The 23,402-nt window shown below is 57.2% G+C and carries 13 protein-coding genes and 1 tRNA gene; 4 read left to right on the top strand and 10 right to left on the bottom strand.

The window, feature by feature from the left end:
• Positions 1-4: 4 nt before the first annotated feature.
• Positions 5-676: a CBS and ACT domain-containing protein gene (locus ACZ5AL_RS08465; RefSeq protein ID WP_464509934.1), complete on the bottom strand. Its 672-nt coding sequence runs from the start codon at positions 674-676 to the stop codon at positions 5-7.
• Between the two features lie 379 nt (positions 677-1,055).
• Here ACZ5AL_RS08465 and ACZ5AL_RS08460 point away from each other — a divergent pair.
• The 3 genes from ACZ5AL_RS08460 (at position 1,056) to ACZ5AL_RS08450 (ending at position 3,263) form a co-directional block, all read left to right on the top strand.
• A tRNA-Gln gene (locus ACZ5AL_RS08460) sits at positions 1,056-1,128 on the top strand.
• A 616-nt stretch (positions 1,129-1,744) separates the two neighbouring features.
• Complete coding sequence (locus tag ACZ5AL_RS08455; RefSeq protein WP_464509933.1) at positions 1,745-2,248, top strand: plastocyanin/azurin family copper-binding protein; 504 nt, start codon at positions 1,745-1,747, stop codon at positions 2,246-2,248.
• A gap of 289 nt (positions 2,249-2,537) precedes the next feature.
• On the top strand, positions 2,538-3,263 hold the full coding sequence (locus ACZ5AL_RS08450) for an SIMPL domain-containing protein (RefSeq protein ID WP_464509932.1): 726 nt from the start codon (positions 2,538-2,540) through the stop codon (positions 3,261-3,263).
• Positions 3,264-3,481: 218 nt separating this feature from the next.
• Here ACZ5AL_RS08450 and ACZ5AL_RS08445 read toward each other — a convergent pair whose 3' ends face one another.
• From ACZ5AL_RS08445 to ACZ5AL_RS08435, 3 genes are all read right to left on the bottom strand, one after another.
• Positions 3,482-4,327: an alpha/beta hydrolase gene (locus ACZ5AL_RS08445; RefSeq protein ID WP_464509931.1), complete on the bottom strand. Its 846-nt coding sequence runs from the start codon at positions 4,325-4,327 to the stop codon at positions 3,482-3,484.
• A gap of 1,050 nt (positions 4,328-5,377) precedes the next feature.
• Positions 5,378-6,127, bottom strand: a complete 750-nt coding sequence (locus ACZ5AL_RS08440; RefSeq protein WP_464509930.1) for a class I SAM-dependent methyltransferase — start codon at positions 6,125-6,127, stop codon at positions 5,378-5,380.
• 60 nt (positions 6,128-6,187) lie between these two features.
• Entirely contained in the window at positions 6,188-6,913 is a 726-nt protein-coding gene (locus tag ACZ5AL_RS08435; protein ID WP_464509929.1) for a CDP-alcohol phosphatidyltransferase family protein, read from the bottom strand.
• A 235-nt stretch (positions 6,914-7,148) separates the two neighbouring features.
• On the opposite strand from ACZ5AL_RS08435, the gene ACZ5AL_RS08430 reads away from it, so the two are divergent.
• Positions 7,149-8,891: a nuclease-related domain-containing DEAD/DEAH box helicase gene (locus ACZ5AL_RS08430; RefSeq protein ID WP_464509928.1), complete on the top strand. Its 1,743-nt coding sequence runs from the start codon at positions 7,149-7,151 to the stop codon at positions 8,889-8,891.
• A 17-nt stretch (positions 8,892-8,908) separates the two neighbouring features.
• Here the strand turns inward: ACZ5AL_RS08430 and ACZ5AL_RS08425 are convergent, their stop codons facing one another.
• The 6 genes from ACZ5AL_RS08425 to ACZ5AL_RS08400 form a co-directional block, all read right to left on the bottom strand.
• On the bottom strand, positions 8,909-9,532 hold the full coding sequence (locus ACZ5AL_RS08425; RefSeq protein ID WP_464509927.1) for an RloB family protein: 624 nt from the start codon (positions 9,530-9,532) through the stop codon (positions 8,909-8,911).
• A complete protein-coding gene (locus ACZ5AL_RS08420) occupies positions 9,516-10,727 on the bottom strand; it encodes an AAA family ATPase (protein ID WP_464509926.1) in 1,212 nt (403 codons plus the stop codon). Before ACZ5AL_RS08420 ends, ACZ5AL_RS08425 begins: the two co-directional genes overlap by 17 nt.
• Positions 10,728-11,028: 301 nt before the next feature.
• On the bottom strand, positions 11,029-13,095 hold the full coding sequence (brxL, locus tag ACZ5AL_RS08415) for a BREX system Lon protease-like protein BrxL (protein ID WP_464509925.1): 2,067 nt from the start codon (positions 13,093-13,095) through the stop codon (positions 11,029-11,031).
• Complete coding sequence (gene pglZ / locus ACZ5AL_RS08410; RefSeq protein ID WP_464509924.1) at positions 13,088-15,421, bottom strand: BREX-1 system phosphatase PglZ type B; 2,334 nt, start codon at positions 15,419-15,421, stop codon at positions 13,088-13,090. The genes brxL and pglZ overlap by 8 nt, the downstream gene beginning before the upstream one ends.
• Positions 15,422-15,490: 69 nt before the next feature.
• Positions 15,491-19,453, bottom strand: a complete 3,963-nt coding sequence (locus tag ACZ5AL_RS08405) for a UvrD-helicase domain-containing protein (RefSeq protein WP_464509923.1) — start codon at positions 19,451-19,453, stop codon at positions 15,491-15,493.
• The gene (locus ACZ5AL_RS08400; protein ID WP_464509922.1) at positions 19,365-23,363 is read right to left on the bottom strand and encodes a DEAD/DEAH box helicase; all 3,999 of its coding nucleotides are present in this window, start codon (positions 23,361-23,363) and stop codon (positions 19,365-19,367) included. The genes ACZ5AL_RS08405 and ACZ5AL_RS08400 overlap by 89 nt, the downstream gene beginning before the upstream one ends.
• Positions 23,364-23,402 lie beyond the last annotated feature (39 nt).

The raw sequence follows: 23,402 nt of genomic DNA, 5'->3' as shown, positions 1-23,402 counted from the left end.
GGAGTTACTGAGCAGTCGGTTTAGGAAGAGGCCAAAGTACGTTAAAGCCTTCGTCGCGCAACTCCTGCGCCAGCGGGCGAATATGGATGGTGTCTACACGTAGGATGACATGGAGGTACGACGCGTCATCGGGATCTTCGGGCGTGTCGGTGGCATCACTGGAAGGCGTGTAATAGCTCAACACCGAACGGATGTCGAGTCCGGCATCAGCTACACGGGCGGTGAGGCGAGCCAGTTGGCCGGGTTTGTCGGGGAGAGCGACAGCCAGGCGACTGCCGGGTTTCTCAACACCTGTAAGGCGCACGACGGCATCGAGCAGGTCGGTGCCCGTAATTATGCCCACAAGGTCGGCCCCTTCGACGATAGGTAGAGCTCCAATGCGTTCGGTACGCAGGCGCTGGGCGGCGTCTTCAACCGGATCGAGCGGACTTGCCGTAATGGCGGGGGCCGACATAGCCTTGCTCACCTCGGCCTTGCGAGGCAGGGGAACGTCGGTCAGCTCACTAGTTGCATAACGGATGTCGCGGTCGGTGATGATTCCCACCACACGACCATGGTTGTCCATAACGGGCAAATGGCGCACGTTGTGCTCGTGCATAAGCGCAAAAGCATCGCCGAGCGATGCACTAGGGGCCACGGTGGTGACCGGATGGTTCATAATATCGCGTACAAGCATGAGCGACACAAGCACTTAATCAAACAGTCATTGACACCAGTTAGCAGTCGCATCTTCTTGTTGGGTTCCGCTTGGCCTGCATTCATTAATCCCCCTGACGCTTCTGACAATCACCACCGCATCTGTTTGGGGGTTGGGTCGGGGCCAAGAGCAAGGGCCGGTGGAGCGAAACGAGGACCACGATAGCGGCTCGCAGCACCAGGGGCATGACCTTTTCGGTCCCAGTCCATTAGAGCCGCTCGTAACGCCGCTAATCATGAAACATAGGTCAACCTAAGCAGAGAGGTGATGTTGAGGGAACGGCGGGTACAGGATAGGCTTATGTGGTGAACGCAGTCGGGCAATTTACAACTAGACCGCTGTGCGTTACGTAATATACTGCCCCGTGGCTCAATTGGCAGAGCATCTGGTTCTGGTCCAGAGGGTTGATGGTTCGAGTCCATCCGGGGCAGCTACAGTTCATACAGATCTTCTCTTCGCAAGAGCGAGCGAAGGAGTAGTCGAGACGCTGGATCATCCCAGTAGCGCATCATTTCAGTAGCGCTGTGTCACAGGTCTATGATTGGCAGGTCTATGGTAGGGTTGCACCATGCGTCGTTTATATGGTGGCCCCTTGAGTGGAGCAACTTCGTTTAGCAGGTGCGGCGTCCTGACACGGGTGCAGACAGATACCAGATCAGGTGTGACAGACCAATAGTGAAGCTCGTTAGAGCAGACGTACCTTGGTTCAACGTATGAAATGAAAACGGGCTCTTAGTTTGAGGATGTGGGAATGTTAAGCGATTTCAGATAATGACCGACAACTACAGCCCTCCCAGTGCATTCTATAAAACAGGGTAATGCCATATCCTGTTGTAGGATTAGACGCTATCTTAGCTCATGGGTGCGGCCTCTACATCGTGCTTTCATCTTTGCACAGCCCACACATAAATGTGGCCAAATATCTAAAACCAACTGAAACCCCATAAACACGCCGGTTTATGCTAGCATGCTGGCGCTTTGTGCGGTTAACCACGGGCATAAACTGCCTTCAATCGCCCTTGCTTTCTCGAAATCCCTACTTTAGATATGTTGAAACGTATTTCTTTGTACCTCTTCGTTGCTGTGCTTGCTGTGGCCCTCGCGGCATGCGGCGGTAATGGCGATGATGCTGCCGATGACACCGACCCAATGGACTTCAGCCAGCAGGATGAAGCTGAAGTGACCATTCAGCCCGTTGGTGATCAAATGCAGTTTGAGCAAACGGAGTTCACCGTCCGTGCCGGGCAATCGGTAACCATCACAATGGATAACATTGCCACGAGTCCCGCGATGGTGCACAACGTATTGGTTGTTAATACCAACGATGATGATGTGGTAAGCCGGGTGGCTAACGCAGCTCTAGATGCCGGTGAAGATGCCGACTACATTCCAGACGACGATGCTGTTCTGGCATCCACAGCTCAAGCCGGACCGGGAGAGGTGACGGAAGTAACCTTCACCGCTCCTGATGAGCCAGGCGAATACACGTACATCTGCACCTACCCCGGACACTACCCGGCTATGGTGGGAACGATGGTCGTTGTTGAGTAACCTCCACGGTATGCTCTGATGTACCTGCTGTGCCCCAACCTCGCCTAATGCGATGGTTGGGGCACTTTTGTATGAAGTCGGTAGTACTGTGTCACAGCAGTAGGAGGGAGGGTGCCGCCAAGAACAATACTCTGCTGCAGGATCCCGAGAGATCTACTGCCGCTGAGTATCGACACGGGATGCCCATATGTCCACGTAAATACGAAGACGGGAAACAGAACACGCGTTGAGCGAGTGAGGAGAACCCAAACATGCGATGCGCGTCCTCTTCATTTAGCCTCCTGACTCGATGACTCGTTTTTTATGGCTTGGTCTTGTTCTCTGCCTGATAACTGTTGCGCCGCTCGCTGCCCAATCGACCGTTGATCGGACGGTTGAGGTCTCGGGAGAGGCAACGGTTCGCGCTGCGCCTGATCAGGCCACCATTCGCTTTGCCGTTGTAACCCGAGCCGACACGCCCGAGGAGGCCCGCGCCGAGAACAGTGATGCGTCGAGCAGTGCCCTACGGGCGGTGCGCGATATGACGATTCCGGAAGAGCAGATTCGAATGGAGCAGTTGCAAGTGCGTCCGCATCGCGTCTATGACCAAGAGCAACGGCGTCAGGTGGAGCGGGGGTATGAAGCGATGCGTGCCGTGCAGGTAGAGGTGCACGATATCGATCAGGTGCCCGACCTGGTGGTTCGCGTGATGCAAGCGGGGGCGAACCGGCTCCAATCGGTGCAATACGGACTCTCCGACCGGGAGCCGGTGCGCAACGAAGCGCTTGCTGCTGCCGCTTCGAATGCTCGCGCAAAGGCCGATCGGTTGGCCGAGGCCCTGGGCGAATCGGTGGCGGCTGTACAGCAAATTCGGGAAGAGCACTTCTCGTTTCCGCGAACTGCGCGTCAGGAAGTGGGAGCCCGCATGATGATGGATGAGCAGGCGGCTGCCGACCCAGAGGCGTATGCGCCGGGTGAAATTGAGGTGGAGGCTCGGGTGCTTGTCATCTTTGGATTGCAGGATCCAGTTGACTAGGTAGCTCAAAAGAAATATATTTACACCTTGTCATCGCGAGGAAGGAGCCTGCGACTGACGCGGCGATCTCATACCCCCGACCTGGACGGTGCTACCCGGCTTGATGGCACAAGATTGCACCCTAAAGGCACTCGTTCGCTGCGCTCACAGCGCCGCGTCGCTAGCGCTCCTCGCAATGACATAATCAAAGATACTTTTGTGGGTCTACTTAGTGGCCTCTACACCCGCTCATCGATCCATTGCTGGATATCAGCAAGTACGAGGTCGCGTTCGGGTTCATTCAGCACTTCATGGCGAAGTCCATCGTACGCAATTCGTTGCTTGTCGAGCGAAGCCGTGTGCTCATGGAAGCGTGCGCTGCCCGAGGTGGGTACAATGGTGTCGGCCTGGCCATGTACAATGAGGTACGGTAGCGTGAAGTGGGGAGCCTGTTGTTGAGCCGTGCGCGCGGCCTCAATGATTTCAGCACCGGTACGTGCGGGCACCCGCCCGTTATGATTGAGCGGATCGGTATCGGCTTCGGCCACCACGGCGGGATCGCGCGAGATCCCATTTTCCACAGCGCCTACGGTAGGTAAGCCGGGCATCCATCGACCGATGCAGCGCGCAATGGGGAAGAGCACGCTAGGAACGGCCACGCCGGTGGACAGAGCCGGTCCAGATAGTACCATGCCGCGCAGCGACAGATCATGGCGCAACGCCGCGTGCACAGCAATGAGCCCACCCATGCTATGTGCCAGCACCAACCACGGTCCGGAGTAGGATCGTTGCAGATGGCTCAGATACGCCTGCAGATCGTCGGCGAGCGTCAGCAAATCCCACACAATAGCGCGGCGCCCGGGGGAGCGTCCGAACCCGCGCTGATCGTAGGCATGCACGGCTATGTCCCGCTTCATCAGTGCTGTGGCCACGTGCCCATAGCGTCCGCTATGTTCGGCGTACCCGTGCACCAGCAAAACATGCGCACGCGGCGTCTTAGGAGACCAGCGCTGCGTGAAAAGCGCTGTACTATCGGGCAGAACAAACGTCCCGGTTTCTGTAGGACCTTGAGCGGAAAAGAGCATGGAGAGAGCCGTTGGGTAGAATATAGAAACGCGCTGCACCGCATATGCATGCTGGGGGCCAATGGACGTTCCCTAACCAGAAGGCGCCCGGCACGGGTACTTACGTTCGATAGGTGAGATTGGCAGTGACTGGTATCGGTTGTTTCCGTAGTGCTGTGTCACACCTGATTGTTAGGGTACGGAGACCGTCCGAAACTCTGTATCCCAGCCCCCTCCCCAAAAACCTGTCATGGTGAGCGCCCTGACCGCAGGGAAGAAGTGCTTTTAGAGTGCACGCGACGGACCCAGCCCGGAGCACGTCGAACCATCTCCTCGACGTTCAGCAGGCTCTGATCGATCGAGCGGCCCTGCTCATTTCGGGGGAGATTGTTACTCACTGCGTTCGTCAGTCGCTACGCTCGTGTCAGACTCCGCGTCTCCTAGACGGAGCCACTCCGCTCAAGATGACAACATTAAGTAACCTCAACAATGGTTTTGGGGATTGCCGGTTGGTTTCCCCTCCATCCTACCCTTCCTCCCCGAGGAGGAAGGAACCGTGGAAAGCGTTCATCACGTCCCCCTCAGAGGAGGGGGATTTAGGGGGAGGGATTGCGCCCACCGTCGGGAGCGGAAAAGAACGGGAGAGCGACTTGGGGACGCTGGAGCGTCCCGGCAAGCGTGGCGACGCAGAGGGGCCGTAAGGTCATGCCTGTTGTGCATCGCCACGAGAGGCAGGTGTTTTGTTGTTATCATCGGGCAGGCTGTCCCTCCCTTTTGAACTCCAATATTGACACGTGACTTCACTTAAAACGGGGCGCGTTGCAACCCGAAGATTGACCTGTGACACAGCAGTAAGTGAACTCAATCGCGGGTTTGGAGTTTGACCAAAATTTTCATCCTACCCCTTCGACCGTTTGAACCATGCCTCAACGACCGCTGGCTGTTCGCAACGTTTCTCCCGAGGAACGTGCCGAACTTGACGAGCTGTACAAGCGCACTCGAACGCCCCGGCTGCACACCCGTGCACAGATGATCCCTCCCTGCCAGGGGGCCTCATTGATGGTCGTTCTTTCAATTCTGGGCGCGTCCAGAAAGAACCAGCCCACCGCGCAGCATCCATATGCCAAGCCATGCTCCCATACGGTCGAGGACACGCCATACAGACGCCCATCCCCAGGGCATATCTCCGGCAGGCACAAACGTCCACGGCGCCACCCGGATCGCGGTGAAGCCTGCGTTTTCTAGGTGGCAGCGCCCCTCACGTGCTGTAAGACGACAGTCGGTTTCAAGATGACGTGTGGGGATACGCAGCAGTGGGGCGATCCAGCGGTACCAGGCGTATCCACCATGTAACGTAAGCGCCACAAAGCGACCACCGGGGCGCAGCACGCGATGTGCGTTTTTGAGTACCTGTGCCGGGTTGAGCATGTGCTCCAGCGCCCCCACGCAAATCGCTCGGTCTACGCTATTGTCTGTGATGGAAGCGAGCATGCGAGCATCATCCACCTGAAATGTGAGGCGGTTTCCGTGTGGCATCGTGCGGGTGGAGCGCTGCGCTGACTGCACCATGCCGGGCGATATATCTACGCCGATGCCTTTTCGAATGTCGGGAGCCAGCATGCGAAGATGGTTGCCGTCTCCGCACCCCAGATCGAGCACCGTGTGGGTGGAATTGATGTCGCCAAAATGCTTGAGGAGCCGGACGCGGTAGCGAAGCAGTGCATCGGAAACGCCGTGCTGCTCGGTGTTATGCGGAGCAAACCGGTCGAAGAATGCCCGCACGTCGGCAATGGATTCGACGGGTGTGGGTGTGGGCGGCATAGAAGCTGCAAATTAGGAACGAGCCAGACGGGGACACCAGAGACCGGCTTCAAGTGAGTTCTACGAAGACGACTGCACCGTTGAAAGTACCGGCACGCGCCCATGCAAGACCCACACAAAGTACGGCAGAAAAGAAGCAACGAGTCCGCCCACCGCCATCCACACGATGCTGTGCGTCCAATCGGGAAGCGGCAGGAACGGCAGCAAGATGGCTACCATCATGAACCCATACAGATAGCGGGCGGCTGGGGTGCGCGGTTCGGTGGCGTCTGGCGGGTTCCCCAGGTGCAGGCATAGCGCAAACAGGTAGCGTAACACGCCGGCCAACACAACCAGCGCAACCATCCCCTGCAGAAACATGGCAAGCAGGCAAAGCACGAGCAACGCGAATGCATCTACTTCTTTGTCGAAGAACGCCCCGAACGCAGACGCTTGCCCCGTGCGGCGGGCGAGCCAACCATCAAAACCGTCAAGCAAGAAGAGCACGCCTGCAAGACCTGCGAGAGCGAGATGTGCATCGCCGGGCGACCACGGCCAGAGAGCCAGCATCAGCACTCCGACCAGCCGCAGGGCCGTGACTGCGTTGGCCGCCCCGAAGGATCCGTTGGGCGTCCAGTGTGCACGAAAGCTAGCCACCATGCCTCCAAACGAGAGCACGCCGACAGTTACGATGGGCAGCATCGACGCGAGCCCAAGGCTGCCAACTGTTCCGGCAAGCAGGAATGCTGCATGCCACGCGGCAAAGCGGGCAAGCCGGGTATCCAACTGCGTGGTGGTGGGTGCCATGAAAAACAAGAATTCAACAGGCAAAAGAGGTTTGCTGCATAACATGTTGCATGTGTAGCATCGAATGCAAGGTCCGAACGCAACAAGGTCGGCACGTTTGACACATCCCGTTGCCGTTTTTATGTTAACGTATGTCGAAGTTTTGCTTCTGCAATGTCCTTTTAGTGCATTTTCAACATTGTGGATGGAGCAAACTTCTCGCTTTTCTTCGCTCTCAACAACGCCACATAGGAATATGGCCACGATACACCCTCCTCTCAATCCTAAAAACATCACCCCTCGCTCGGAACGCCAGGTGTACAAGGCACTCCGCAACCAGCTCGACGACGACTATGAGATCATCTACTCGCAGGATTTTTCGTATCGCAACCACAACAATCATCGGCGCTTCGGAGAAGCCGACTTTGTTGTCTGGCATCCGCATCAGGGGCTGCTCGTGCTCGAAGTGAAGGGGGGGCGTTCGATTGAGAAGCAGCCCGATGGCACCTGGCGGTCGCAGCGTCATGACGACGGGACGTGGAATACAATCAGAGATCCATTCGTGCAGGCTCAGTCGGCGATGCATGCGCTCAAAGATGAGCTGACGGAACGGATGAGAGAGGGCAAGATCGATATTCCCCACGCGTTTGCCAGCGTGTTTCCGGATGCGGAGCTAAATGGAGAGATGCCAGTCGGGCATCCGCCTGAAACGTGTATAGACGCACGAGCCATGAAGCAGCTTAACAGCGCTGTGAAGGGCGCATTGCGAGCGGTGGCTACCCCGTTTGCAGAGCTTGACTCCAGATCACAGCAGAAACGCACGGCCAACCTACAAACAGTGTGGAACGAGCTCACGCATACGTTTCGGATGATCCCCGCAGGCGATATTGAGGGGGCATCAACACGAAAAGCCACTATTGAGCAGGGGCGCGAGCTCTACCACCAGCTCACCGAGCAGCAGGCAGCGCTCTACTACGAGACGCTCCAGTCAAATCCCCGCGTGCTGGTGCGTGGGCCAGCGGGAACCGGCAAAACACTGCTGGCGGAGAACCGGGCCAAGCAGTTGGCCCGCGAAGGGAAAAAGACGTTGCTGCTGTGCTATAACAAGCTTCTGGCGCAGCACCTATCTGAGCAAACGGAAGACATCGATAACCTCGATACCCGCTACTTCCACGAGATCATCGAAAAGAATATTATCCATACCAGCCGTCGCCGGATGCCCGCCCGACCCGATGACGCGTTCTGGGTTGAAGAAAGTTCGGATCTATTGCTCGAAATCATTGAAAACAGGGGGATTCAATACGACGCGTTGGTAGTTGACGAAGCGCAAGACATCTACTCGAACTGGTGGGATGCACTGCAATTCCTGCTTACCGAAGATCCCAATGTATATGTGTTTGCCGATATCCATCAGAACATCTATGGTCCGCAGTTGAGTGTAGACACTGCGTGGGATGATATGCCTCTCGTTCGCATTACCCGAAACTGCCGAGCAACGCAGCGTGTGGCCGAGTATGCAGCAACTATGCGTGGTGTAACGCCTCTGCACCACCATCCAAGTCTCAGTAAAGGAATAGACGTTAAAGAGCACACGTACAAAAACGCAGGCGAGCAGGCCGAGATGCTGGATACGCTGGTGCGCGACCTGCGTGCCGATGGCTTTGAGGCCAACCAGATCATCTTGCTGGCGATGCACAGCAAGAAAAACACGGCGCTTGCAGATACAAAACGTCTGGGGGGATACGAGCTCAAGTTGTTTGACCTAGATGACCCGCCTACAAATCAAGAATTGTCATACAGTACGGCACAGCGCTTCAAAGGGCTGGATGCGCCGGTCGTGATTGTGTACGGGCTCGACGCAGATTGCGACTACGCCACGCATCTCAACTTTATGTATGTGGCCTGCACGCGAGCCCAAGATCGTCTTCATATCATGCATCAGGAAGACTGGACTCCGCCGGAGTTGCCTGAATCTGGTGGAGATGGAGCGCTGGCCTGACGCTTTACGGTCAGGAATTAGCCCCGCACGTTTTGCAAGTATGTGATCAGTTTATGCACCTTTGTGCTGGGGTTGAGTGATCCAGTTCCTTTCGCCTGCCCCCATCGGCGCCTGGAGCGTTCAAGGGCGGTGTCAAGGTGGGGCTTGGTTTCGTCGTATAGACCGTTCATTCCTTTTCCGTAATTACGGATGTGTTGCTCCACGTCTTTGACAACCTGTTTACATGGAGAGGACGGGAGCGCATAGCGCCGCGAGGTATATTCATAGTGAAGCAAAATCCAGTACTCAAAACAGGGACGGGAGACCGTCCAGTGAGCGTCGATGGTTTGCTTTCGGGCTTGACGTAGTTGTTTCTTGGCTGCATTGAAGTTACTCTCAGGGTGTGTGTCCCGATCAAACACACAGTAAAGGCGGTCGAAGTCACCATCTCTGTGGTATTCCTGAAGGCCATAGGAAACGACACTCTTCGGATCGGGGTCAGAGTCGCCGGTGATAACCACGGCTGACGATATACGCAGGTCGTGACATAGATCTTTGAAGTAGGTAGGCTCTGTACGTTCGCCCTCACAGACGATGAGCACGCGGTCATACGGTGTACGTTGACCCTGCTGGCGTCCTCTTGCTTTATGAGCTTGCCTCATGGGTACGTGTTATTGATCGAAGTGCGTTTTCACGAATGCGCGGCATGGGAAGTCCTCCATACCGACCCTGAAGATAGTTCTTTTGCAGGGCCTCTGATCCTTTCCGAGGCTTGAAGTCCAAGAGCGGAATGAGACGAGACGCTCCGTCATTGAATTTTTCAGTCAGCCAGATTTGATCGCGGCGGAGTAACTCCTGATCAAGGAGGGTCACATCGTGTGTATTGAACACCAGTTGCGCCCCATTAGGATTGGTTTCTGGGCTGTTGAAAAGAGTGACAATCTCTCGCACCATGTTGGGGTGCAAACTAGAGTCGAGTTCATCGACAAAAAGGATACGTCCCTTATCGAGCACATCCAAAATCGGCCCGGCCAGTGCAAAGAACTGCTGTGTCCCCTGAGACTCCTCATCCAAATCCAATAGACTTTCTTCACTATCTCCAGAATTGTGTCGGAATCGGATGGTTTGCGACAGAACCTGTTCAAGATCTTCCTTCTGACCAGAAGATGAAATCAGATCCCTCAAGCCGGAGGGGAGGTCTTCAAGATCGACAGGCTCCTCATTGATGATCACATTCTCGATTCCCAAATCGGCAGCACTCAGAAGAGTCAAGATCCGCTGCTTTTGAGCTTCGCTGCTACAAGCCTTCGCCGTAAACCGATGGCCCACCTGGCGTCCGGGTAGATAGGCCAATGAATTCCGAAACCAGTCAAAAATTGGTGCCAACTGTTTGTTATTTAGCTGGGCTGCGGTAGAAAGATAAAGTGCATTGGGACGGGTTGCCTCCCAGATTTGTTGCCGCTGTCCCTTCAGGTAGTCACCGGGGTCGAAGTCTTCGTTAGGGTGATCAACACTGTAGGAGCGTGTAAACCATCGTCGCGCCTGTCCGCGCGGATATGCGTACAGCCACTCTTCCACTACTTCCTCACGGGTTGCTTCGAAGCCATACTGATACTCGACACCGTCTACAATGAACACCGCTTCAAATGCTGTTGGGGCGTTCCGATTTTCTTTCGTTAGTCGAAATGGGTCAATGGGTTCAATATGGTCCCCGCGCTGACTGGCGACGGCAGACTTAACCACCACCTGCTCCATTGCGCGCACAGCTAGCAAAAGGTTGGTTTTTCCGGAAGCATTTGGACCATAAATTGCCGCAGAGCAAAGAGCACGACGTTTGTCGTCATTTGTAATAGACATTGTATGGGTGTCCTGGTGCTCTGTCCCAGCACTTGCGACCAAGGAAAATGTCTGCTCGTCGCGGAATGAACGAAAGTTGCGGACTGAGAACTCAAGGAGCATAAGGCTATCCTGTAAACAGAAGGTTTTCGCAATAAAAATGCGATACGCATGCTAATGCAGGATACGCCTTGTCAAGATAATAGTCAAGAAGATATATCTTAAGCGTCCAGTCATCACAATACTACACCGCCCGCACATGCCCCTCGGGGCCCGCGTTTAGCACGGGGGAGCTGGACTCGGGATCTAATAGATACTTCGCCTACCCGTCCAGCGCTTTTACCAGCGCGTCGGAAGCATCCGCGTAGTAGAGGAGCGTCACGTCAGTTGCAATGTCATCGGGAAGATGGACGAGTTGTTTGCGGGCCGATACCGGCATCAAGACATGGCTGGCGCCCTTCCCCGCAGCAAGCTCAACCAGATCTACGGCGTTGTGGACCGGATCGACGGAGCCGCCCAGATTCAACGCGCCCATAATGGCCAATCCGCCCTTTGGACTCTGTTCAAGCAGACTACTGCAGAGCGCGAAGAGGACGGCCATTCCCGTACCGGCGCCGCTCTTGGCCGCATCGAACGTGCGAAGCTGAACGGAAAACGAGTGGGCCCGGGGCTCCCAGTCCTGGCCGACGAGCTGTTCAGGTTGGTCGTACAGGTTTTGCTCGGCATACCGGACACTCTCTGTAAAGGCGGCTGGCGACGGGCGGTTTAGAATCCGCACGCCCGATCCTGGCCCGGTTTTGACCTCGATGCGGCAGAGGCCCGGATGTTCGTCGTCGTTTCCGGGACTGACGGTCCATACCTGCCCTGGCGGAAGCGGGTCGGGGGTGATCTCGTTCTCACTCCGCAGCTCCGGGGTCATGACGAACTGTTCGACGCCGTCTGTGCCCATCTGATAGCTAAAGTGCGTCTTCCGAAACTCAGCAGAGCCGATGCGCTTCTGTTGCTCTTTGACGCGCCGCCGTGCCTCCAGGGCCAGCTTCGTTGCCCACTCCAGGTCCTCATCGGGAATGGATGTGGTGGGATCCGGGTATAGCAGCTTCAGTAGGCCACTGACGGTCTTCTGAACGGCTTTGGTGTCGCGTCCGCTAAGTGCGTTGCCAAGCCGCACACGTCCCCGCATCGCCGAAGAGCGGCTTTGAGCACGGAGCTGCGTCCAGCATTCCGATAGGAAGTCGCTTACAAGTCCAAAGTGGTCAGTAAAGTATGATCGGCTTAACTTCGGAATGTCCCAACCCGGCACGTACGCATGAATCCGATCCATGAAGGCCGTGTCGTTCTGAAGTTCTGCAGGTAGCGGCCCGAAGAGGTGCCCGACGCGCTGCTGGTGGTGTACGTCCACGTCGAAGTTGCCCACCATCACAATGCCTCCATCCGCCCGGATGCTTTCTTTGCCGCGGCTGAACTCGCCCGACTCCATGTATCCTTTCATCATGTTCACCCCGTCCTTCTTGTCGAAGGACACACCGGCCACCTCGTCGAAGCAGACCACGTCGTATTGCGCGACCAGGCCACGTTGCCCGGTGTTTAGGTTGACGAACATGCGGGCAACGGTTGTCTTCCCCCCCGAGACCAGATGCGCGTACGGCGACACTTGCTGGTAGAGGTGGCTCTTGCCGGTGCCCCGAGGGCCCAGTTCGACCGCATTGTAGTTTCGCTCCACAAATGGCACCATGCGGAGCAGGTACACGTCTCGTGCGCGTGGGGACAGCGCATCCGGCGCAAGGCCGATACTGCGAAGCAAAAACGCCTTCCATTCTGTCGTGGAGAACGCCTGGCGCCCGCGGTACAGCGCCGTCAGCACGTCGTGCGCGGACAGCTGGATTTCGCGAAGATGGCGGATTCCAAACGGGCGCCCGCTCATCTCTTCGGCAATGACGGGATCGTATTCGAGCTCAATCTCTGCGTAAAAGCCGCCGGTAAGCAAACGCTCGTGCTGACGCACATCGTCGGTGTCGATGCGGACGTTGCGGAGTTGAAGACTGGGCAGTTCAGCAACGTACGAGTCGGTCTGTGTGTCGAGGCGCGCCCGTACGATGTCGATTAACTCCACGCTTCCTTGCTCACGGGCTCGCGACTTAAACAGCTCTTCCTCACCCGAATTGACCGTGCGGTTGGAAAGCTGATGCTCTACGATCTCAAGACCCTCCCGGATCTCTTCCTCGTCTACGCTGGCGCAGTAGCGGCCCAGCAGAAACTCGACGACGTAGGTGGGCACCGGATAGCTGTTGCTGAACTGCCGCACCAGGTCTTTCCGAACTACGTAGCCGTCAAATGCATCGGCAGCAGTGCGGTCAAGCGCATCAAGGGTAAGCGTGTCAGGATCAGGCATTACGGCCGACTTCGGTTGGGTAGGTGTCCAGAACAGTGTCGTTGGCATCAAGCAAGACGACGGTTGCGGCTCGGCCTTCATGTGACGGGTCGATCACAACCAGCGATGCGGCGCCGTCGTCCACAGACTTCGCTTTCATAGCAATAGATTGGCTCGGATCCTTTGCTTGCGTGCGCAGGTCCACGCGTAGCGATGCATCGGCATGCTCGACGCGAATTCGGCACCGCAGTCGGGTCCACTTCACATCTACAATCTGTGGATGCGGGCCCGATGCGGCTCCGGCGCTCACCGTGAGGCGGGGCACCAGGCTTTCCTGCACACTGAGCCCGCCGTGGGCGTACCCCAACCCGTTTCGATGCACATGGATACCAGGAGCAAGAGCAATGCGTACGTTCTCGTTCCAATGCCATCCCACGGTCGGGCGCCCCACCTGGTTGCCTTCTTTGAGCACAGCGCAGCGCCCCCACCGGGTGTCCGCCAGATAGTGAGAGAGCGGTTCTTTCGGGAGGGCCTCAGGCAGCACAAGCCAGCCGTGGTCGGTCACGACGCGTACGGTTGACCAGCCTGCATCGAGCAGACCACGGACGCGCTCGTGGAGGGCATGCAGTACTTCGTTGACCCGACGCGCCATTTTCCATTCTTCGTCGTGGCCGTGCTTGTCGAGCGTGCCAACCTCAAGCCATGCGGTGCCGCCTGGATCCCCCAACGCGCCATCCTGCAAAAATTGATGGCCCTGGTCTTGGAGCAGCGTCCGAAACCGCCGTGTGGTGAGTGCTCCCCCGGTTTGCAGGTGCGGCGTGAACGCATACTGGTCGGTAACAGCGCTTGACGGATCAATGGCATCGGCCACCGGAAACAGCGCGGGCTTGGCCGTGGCCGTTACGGTTGGCATGGCGGCCCAATGCGCATCAAGCTCCACGTCGAGGGAAGCGGCCTGGAGCCGTTCAGCCAGCCGGTGCCCAATGTCGAACCGCAGGGCGTCCGCAAAGACGACGACGGTGCCGGGCTCCCAGGTTAGCGTGGGGGGACCATCGGGGTAGCCGTGTGTGGAGACCGCGTCTTGAAGTGCCTCAGCGCTGCGTTCGAGCCAGGGGCGATACAGTGCCGAGATCGCCGTGTGCACGGCTTCTTTGTTTGCGCTCCTGCGCACCTGGGCCAGCGCCTGCAGGGCCGCGGCATCAGCGCGCCACCCGCCGTCCTGGTAGGACGTGGCGACCTCTTCGGGCGTTGCGCCGCCTACAGGCGACTGCACCGCATCGGCCAGTTCGGATAGGGGCTGTAGTACGTTTGCCAGCGGTGCCTCATCCAGATCCGCCCACACCCAGGAGCGCCGTTTTCCGTGCGTTGCTTCCAGGTCCTGAATCTTTTCGATGGCCTGCTTTGGAGACAGGTCAGCCATAGCGCGCAAGCCCTCCCGCAGCTTCTCTTCACCAGCTTCGTTGTCTTGCGGCCAGGTTGGTTCGCAGGCAAAGAGGTCTCCTGTTTGTGGTGGACGTGCCATGCGAAGCACAGCAGGCAAGTTGGAATAGTGCCCTGGCGCTTCCTGATAGCGTTGCCAGACGAGTTCCCATGCGCCCTCCCGCTGCCCGAGACGGCGTGCCGCCTCGATACGTCCGTCCGCATCTGGATCGAAGTCGTATGTGTCGCGGCAGATGTCGCAGAACGTGGCCCAGCGGCTCTCTTCCCACTCTTCTTGCATGGCCTCGGGCGCGTTGATCCACTGTAGGAGATCACGCACCGGATCCTGCGTCACTCGATTCCGGAAGTCTTCCGCATCGAGCACATGGCCACGCAAGATGTCGAGGGGATCCTCGGCCAGGTGCGGCAGGGCGCGATGCAGTGCCTCTTGCGTGGCCTGATCGCTTGCAATGTCCAGCCCCAACCCGCCGTGCTCGCTCACCAGAAACGCCCGTACGGTCCAGTCGCGTCCGTTGGTCTGACTCCAGAGCGTGCCGCGGTATTGAAGTTCAGCCAGCGGTTTTAGCGCATCGGGACACTGTTCAACGGCGCGCAGGTCCTTACGCGACGTGCCCGACAGGTAGACGATAGGCACCGTGTCGGCGTCCCAGTCGGCGGCGTCGAGCGTACGGGCCAGCATACACTTGATCCAGATGGCCGGGCCCGTGCGGGTGTTGGAATCATACGCACCCAGCGTCAGGAAGTGCGGAAACCGCTCGCGTAGCTGCGGAAGCAGGGGCGCCCACTCCTCCTTCGCATCCGTCCACAGAATAGCAGCCGGAGCGACGCGCGAGCGCTCATTGTACGTAGCGGCCTCGGCGAGCGATTGCTCGATGGCGTCGAGGAGGGTGGTGGGGATATCAGACATACGAGATAAAAAGATCAGGAGGTATGGGCGACAGGCATCTGATGCGTTGAACCGGTTCGGGGCAACCCCTCAGTTAACTTGAGCAAAGCCTGCAAAATTGACAATGTAGGTATACCCGTTTTCAATGAATGGATCTGACCAGTACTGAGAGTAGTTGGTGTTATTTCTTTTATCATACTCCTTCGCATCTTCGTACGTGTACCGTACGACATCGCTTACCACTGCGCCATGTGCATTCAGGTCACCGTATTGGCTTGAAGCTCCATTCAGCCGTGCCGAAATATGTCTGGAGAGCTGTGCAATAATAACCTCGCCGTGCTGAACATACCATTTCCTACCGGACTGCTGTAGCGTCAGAGGGTCTCCCGATTGTACGTCTGTGCTCATGTATCGGAGGTATTCTTGACACGTTTCGAATCCTCCAGTCGTCTGCAGAAACCTCTTATTTGCGCACCGGGAGATCGCAACGTGCCCGGCAAAAGCATCGGCATCTAACGGCACCCCAAGTTGTTCGCGAGCCTTGCCCCTGCGGTCGAATTTCGACCCTTTCTGAAGGCATTTCTCTCGCCTCCATTCGTATCTGATTAACCGATTCCGGGCTCGTGTCATGCCGACATAGTAAGCTCGCCTCTCCTCCTCTATCATACCTGCAATATCCTCTGTGGAGGCATTTGCCCTGATATTGGGTTCGAAAGGCAGGGGCTGAAACGATGCGGGCATAACAACCACGTCGTACTCAAGTCCCTTTACTTTGTGCAGGTTCGACAAGACTAAGTTTGGCGTACGCTCTCCTTCCTGCCGACTTCGTTCTTGATGGATCTGAAGCAGCTTGTAGATCTCTCCTTTGTCGCCGTGGAATGTGTGATGAAGGTGTTCAATTAAGCTGTCTAGTCGGAAATTGTCGGTTTGCTCTTCCTCAAACTGCTCAATCACGCATCGGACGAGATGAATGGTGTAGTCGTCCCACGATGCCGGGAGGGACTGCCCATCAGGTTCAATCAGGGTCTCCCATACCGAATCGTCGACAGAGAATAACCTCGGTTCGGTGCTGTCTTCCTGATGTTTTTGTATTTGCTCTATGCAGTGGGCGACTTCCCGAACGCGCATCCAGTTACGCTTCGTGCCCTGAATGACGAGTGGAATGCCATCGCTCCGGAGTTGCACTCCGAGTTGGTTTTGAATGGCTCTGTAGCCACGGTATACCTCTGCGTTGCTTCGAAAAAGGACAGCAACATCTCGCGGACGCTTTCCATCGGGGCCTTTCTGGTGTAAAAGATCTGGAAGCCGGTCTAACCATTCAAGCTTTTTGTGGTCGTGAACCTCAACGTACGCGCCCGAGAAGTTCCAGTCGGCGGGGACGTTGCGCTGTGGGTCGAGTGCGTCCTGATTCGGTCGGTCTTCATTTAAGCGAATGAACTGGTCTGCCTCCTCCACAATATCGGGGAGCGAACGAAAGTTGCCGTTCATCTGATACTCTGTAGCATCGAAGTCCGCGCGAAACCGTTCAAAGAACGGCATGGCAGACCGCGGTTGGCCATTGTTGGCCCGCTGATACCCGTAGATGCTCTGGTCTGGATCTCCAATCACAGTGACGTGACTGGAGTCTCCGGCAATCCACTTGAGCATTCGGTACCGTCCCTCCGTAATGTCTTGGTACTCATCAACAAAGATGTACCGGATGGTACCCGGCGACAGGTGCATTCCGATCCGCCCAGGCTTTTCATCGGTAAACGTGTTGAACTTTTCAACCCACGGGTCTCCGTTTTCCTCGTTCAGGTCGTCGGTATTAACCTCATCGGTCAGCACATAGCGGATCAGCCCGTGAAAGGTAAAGACGCGAAGCCGGCGAGAGAGGTCGCGGTAGCCCAGCGTCTTCATGAGTTCACGAAGTCGAGACCTGACTTCTGTCACAACAGCTCGGTTGTAGGCCAACACCAGGATCTGGGAAGGCGACACATTTTCTTCATGAATGAGGCGGGCCAAGCGAAGAAGCAACGTGTGGGTCTTCCCGCTTCCGGGCCCAGCAGACACAAGTGTGGATTCGTTCAGCGGGGCCTCGTATACGGCCTGCTGTTCGAGAGAAAGGCGTTCTACTTCTTCCTTAAGCGCTTCTTCCCGGAGGGCACTCAGAAGCTCTGGGGCGGCCTCGGTTTCGGTCAGTGTCTTATCGAGCAGCGAAAACACCTCGCCTGCACTGCGGCTCTCCAGGTACTGCTTGATGAATCGGTTCTGTACGTCTGCGTCCTCCAGGGTGGCAAGCACCCGAAGCGCAACCAGACGAAGCTCCTTCAGACGTCCAGACTGCTGAAAGTCCTCATAGATCTTGAAGTCATCGCTCTCTTGGTCGGATATGTCAAGCGGCTCTTTCGATATCAAGTAGGTTTCGAGGGCCATGGGTAAAAGGCCGCCATCGACCCGGATGAATCCCATCCGAACTAAAAACAGAAGTACCTGCTCGAATGCCTTAATATCGCTTTGTCCTTGCACCCCCAGTTCTTGGAGTGTAGGAATGAGATCTATCGGCGCAGCGCTGGTCTGCTTCTCATAGATGAGAGTGAGAACACGACGCGCGAGCTTTTTTCGCTCCCGAAGAAACTGGCGCTGCCGAGTATCTCCACCGCGCTTTGAATCTAACCGGAACTCAAAGACTTCCTCTTCTCCTTCGAGCGTGTTTTGGAACTGAACGTTTGGGGCCTCTCGCACCAGAAAAAGTACTGCCCGAGCTCGACTTCCCTGCTGAAGGTCTTTCACGACCTCATCGTACAGCTCTTTTCGCTTGTCATCCCCTTCGAGCCATGTCCATGAGGACGGATTCAGGGTGTCGCCTGCACGATTTTGCACCTCGTCGCGGAACCACTGACTGGCGATCTGCAGGAATTGGTCGTACGAAAGAGCCCGCACAATGGAGTCGGCAAGATCGAAGGCGATTTCAATGTGCGGGGGTAATTGGCTGTTTTTAACGGAGGCTCCTTTGATAATGTCGGCCCGCTTTTTCGTGCAACGGACTGAGAGCGTACGATACACACGGATGTGGCCGCTCTCCTGCGCTTGGCGGAGGTGCTCGAATAGCGCTGCACTGCTGCTCACCTCTAAGATCTTAAACAGAACACCGGTATTGGCGAGAATCCGCTCTCTGTCTGGGTCGGTATTCTGGCGAAGGTCTTCTACATACACACAGAGCTTTTGGAGGGCATCTGTCGCTGCTCGGTCTGCGTCCGGGTCTTTGTTTTCCAGCTCCAGATGAGCCGGTACGTAGTATTCTTGCCGGATGCGGCCAAGGCGCTCAAGCCAGTGGAATCCCGTTCGCTGCAATGTGGAGGGGGCATACTCATCTTGAAAGGCGTCCTGGCGGGCGAGCAGATTGGTGGGCACAGGAATCGCCGCGTCGGGATCTGCTTTGAAATACCCGAGTCGCTTCGCGTAGTCGTGTAAAACAGACTGGATTTGCGAGATTTGTCCCCAGGACAAACGCGAATCTTTCAGCCGTCCACTGAGGCTGCTAAAGTCTGCCGCTTCTGCGTACAGAACACACCGAATGGGCCGATTGCTGTTAAAGCCTGCTTCCTTGCGTACTTTGGAGCTCCGTCCTGCTCGGCCGATTTCCTGAATGTAGTCCTCCAGAGAGAAAGGCGGCTGGAAGTGGAAAACATGATGGATGTTGGGCAGGTCCATCCCCATGCCGAAGGCCTTAGTAGCACACAGAATAGCCGCCTCGCCACTGCGATAGCTTTGGTAAGCAGCCGACCGCTCTTCCGTTGTCATGCCTGCATGAAATGAACGGATGCGCCCGCTCCATTCGTCGTCTGGCTCCGCCAGGCTGTTTAACTTGCGCGCCAACTTTTCTGTATCCTTCCGTCGCATCGCGAACACGATGGCCCGGCTCTTCGATGGGTCAAACGACCTTGCCCGAAGCTCTGTGACGATGTCTTCTGGACGCTTGGATTCAGGAATCGCGCGAGGCACGATCCGCATCCAGCTGCGAATCGGATCCGCTTCCGCCAGTGGATTCGGCCTGGTAATCGACGAAGACATGGTCGAGGTGCTCATAGATTTGCTCTGTTATAGTCGCGGATAGCATCAAACATGGGAAGGGACTGACATCCGGATTCTTACGCCACCTGTTTACAAGATTAGCCGCCCGAAGAAAATCAGGCCGGAAGTCAAGTCCCCAGAGAGAGACGGTGTGTGCTTCATCGAACACGAAATACCCGAGTGTGCCGTCGGCCTCTAACCGGCTACGGATTGCGCGCATGAACGCCCGCGATCGGAAGCGCTCTGGGGCTACGTAAAGCATCGCAATTTCCCCGCTTGCCAGGCGGCGGTAGATGTCGCGGATCTCGATGTACGGCAGGTCGCCGTTTACATACTCGACGCTGCTCAGAAATCCTCGTTCGTACAGAGAATGCGCTTGGTCTACCATGAGCGCCTTCAGCGGTGTCACAACGATCGTCAGAACGCCGCGACGAAGCCCGTGATAGAGCGCCGGGGCTTGAAACAGAACGGATTTGCCGCTGCCCGTTGGCAATTCGACCAGTACGTCGCTGTTGCGCTCCACAATCGGTTTTAGATAGGGGGTCTGTGATTCGTAGAACTCGTTGGGCGTGCCGTCTTCCTGTTTGGGGAGGAAGACATGAGCAAGTGTCTGTTTCCAATCATCCGGTACCGTAAGATCCCCCTGAACCGGAGACGCGAAGTAGGAATTCGCTGCCTGAAGGTGTTCGTTGTACTTTTCTTTTTTGTACGCTGATATGCGATGAGACTGCAACTGCAAACCGCCGGGGAGGCGAATGGGCTCCACACGGGGGTCTAACACCCAGAGACGTCCCTGGTCGGAGGCCGATGCCGCCGTGTGCGCGAGCCACTGCAGATACGGACTGATAAGCTGAAGGCCCCGCTGCAGGGCAAACGGGCGGGCCGTTCCGTCGTCCTCAGATGCCTCCTCTTCGTCTGCGTGCTCCTCGGTTTCGTTGGCCGAGGAGAGGTCGCCGCTTTCTTCCGCCGGGAGACGGTCAAGCGATGCTGGGCGCACGGCGTCTCGACGCAATGCCTGTTGCTCCTTGATGGGGAGCGACTCAACTACGAGCTGCACGTTCATGTCGATGTCTTGCACCATGACGCTCGCCCATTCAGATAGCGAGACCACGACAAGGCGACGCGACTTGGTCGAGTCCTGAACCAGTTCAAGCCGGCGCCGCAGGCTGCCTCCCTCCGGAATGTACCACTGTAGGCGCCTAAGAAACGATGCTATCGTGTCGGTCGTCTCGCCCTGCGTAAGAAGAACCGTGGGGCGGTTTCCATCTCCCCGGTTGATTGTGTCAAGCAAAAGGGCCTGCACGGTCCAGTATCGACTCCGTTGCCGCGTTTGCGGATTGAGGCGCTGCTGAAACGGGCCGCCTCCTTCCCTATCGTCGTCTACCCTGACACAGCTGACCTCTGCCATGGGCTCGTCCTCCAACGTGATTTCTATCCAGGAGCCGGTGTCGGGGAGCGCGTTGCGTATGGAGGGGAGGAGATGCGGCTCCACGGCGTGAATGGCGTATGTGCCTTGAGACGTGCGTTGCAACCATGCGGTTGCGGGTTCGGGGATCGAAGATGCTACCGAACCCAACTGCTGCACCTGGTCGTCTGATAGCTGGCAGTATGACCCGGCTCCGTCAAACTGGGCCCACAGGTGATTTCGGGACACGAAGTCATCCAGCACGTCTTGCTCGAAGGTCGCGACTACCGAGTGGCTGCAGGCCCGGCACAGCTCGGGAACCAGAACGATTCCGTGATCCGGGGGCGTGATCTCCACGCGCCGATATACATCGACCGGAACCGCCCAACGCGTCGCCGCCTGCTTCTGTGAGGGCACGTCTGCGTCCGATTCACCGTGCGCTGGGCCAATCCATTCGGGGTGCTCCTGAAAGTGCGCCCGGGCCCAGGGCGACAGGGCTCCGAGCGTAGGCGGTAGCCCACTATCCGCCGATGTCTTCCGATACAGTGTGGCCAGAGATGCCGTGAATCCGTCTGCGGGCCGCCCCTCAGCACCGGGCGCACGGATATGCTTCTGGTGGGGACTGTCTTCGTCTCCAAGAAACTGTACACCACGTAGCTGTTCTACCGCAGCTTGTAACGGACGCGGGTACAGGATGAGTACGCTCTCTGAGGAGGGCACTTCCTCCAGGGCCTGTTGCACGCGCTGAATGACGGAGGGCGGCGATGCATCGACCAGGAGGGCTTCCTTCTGCTCTTCGCAACGCGCGCGAAGGGTTTCATGGTACGCCTCCGTGCGCTGGAGAAGGTCCTCTACCTCGCGTACCACTTCGGGCAGCTTCTGCAGGGGCCCCAAGAGCGATGCATTGGCAACGGGCACGCCACGGTGCCGCTGGAGCAGTATGCGGATCACCTGAGTGCGGTATAGCCGATACGCTACGTCTGCGTCCTCACCGGCCTGATGGGAGGTGTCGAGTGCCAGCGACGGGCGTCGCGGCGAGAGGAATGCTTCGTATCGCAGGGTATCCCAAACAAGCTCCTCATCGACCACAATATTCTGCGACTGGAGAGCTTTCAGGTCCCAGTCTTGCAGGTTGTGGCCAATCCACATGTCGACCTCGGCCTCGCGCACCATTGTCAGGCCCTCGGATACGTCCGCATCGGCGTACGTCTTTGCCTCTTTAGGTTCTGCAAGGCCAACTTCCCATACCTCCTCACCGTCTGTCTCCAGGTCCAGAGCCGGTCCTCGAATGTTGTGTAGCACGCCCCGTATGCTCCGATGGAGCAGCTCGGCCCCCATGTCATCTGGAACCGAGCCAGACTCAAGCAGCGAACCAACCACCGCCGGAGTAGGCGCCTGGTCTGCTTCGGTAAGGGCTTCGACAACAGCTCGCTGAATCGCGGATCTAAAAGCTGTGCCCTGGTTCTCTATACGAGCGAATAGATGCTGGATGAGGTCGGGGTCAAGCGCATCGTTCGCTTGGCGTTTCGTAATGTGTGCGACAATACCGTCGACGAGGGGACGGAAGAATGTTTCGTCAGATTGAACGGCGTCGGCGTTGTCAATCGCTTCGCCGTCCCATCGAAAAGGACCGGTGGGCCGCACGATGAGCCTGTCTTTCCATGCGGATTTCTGCTCTACATCGGTCGGGATGGCTTCCCATATGGTTGCGGTGTACAGCCCGGCATCCAGGTCGTCATCTGCCCACATCACTCTGGGCTGCTCCGTCCCCGGAACGATCACGGACCCATCATCAGACACCTTAACCAGTGCTCGCGACCATTTGGGGTCGACCAGTTTTGTCTCTCTCGTGCTCAGTCCCTTGTCTGTTTCTCTGGGGACAAACTGCATCATCGGGACGGCAGGGGGCAGATGGTTAGCCTCGCGGCCGTCGACTCTTAGAAACGATTTCAGGGTCGAATCGAGGTTCGAGAGCCATACGTGCGTGTCTTCCTTCAGATGGGGAGCACTAAGGAAGGCGTAACCTCCGTTCCGGGCGATTGCATCGTCTTGGGAGCGCCCCCGCCCGACAAGCGCAAGGTGGGAAGCCACGTGCGCTACAGATAGTCCTGCACCCTGCTCTGCACCCTCAGACGGCTCTGCCTCTTCCAAAGAGGAGGTGGTGCGCGGCGCATTGCTCGTCTGGCTGCTTTCGTTTGTGTTGCGCTCGGGGGCGTCGGGGGCGGTCTGTTTTGCGACCGGTGCAGAAACAGAGGAGGGCTCTTCCTTCTGTTCTCTTAGGTCTTTTAGGGCGCGCATGGCGTCTGCAACGTCCTCGTCGTTGAGCACGTGCGCGACCACTTCCCGACAGGCTTGTTCGGACGTGATGTAGCCGTCTTTCCCTGCGCCCTCCAGGGCGGTGCTGTGATTATCCGTTGCCAGCAGCGCGAGCATAATTTTGTCTGTCCCGGTTCGGCATGCGTCAGCAACGGCCTGAACCGGGTACCGGGAAGATACGTCGTCCATAACAAGTGCAAAAATGTAGAGACGGAGAGGAAAGATGTG

It is taken from the genome of Natronotalea proteinilytica, from assembly GCF_055379935.1.
This window is presented reverse-complemented; position numbering and strand designations above follow the sequence as displayed.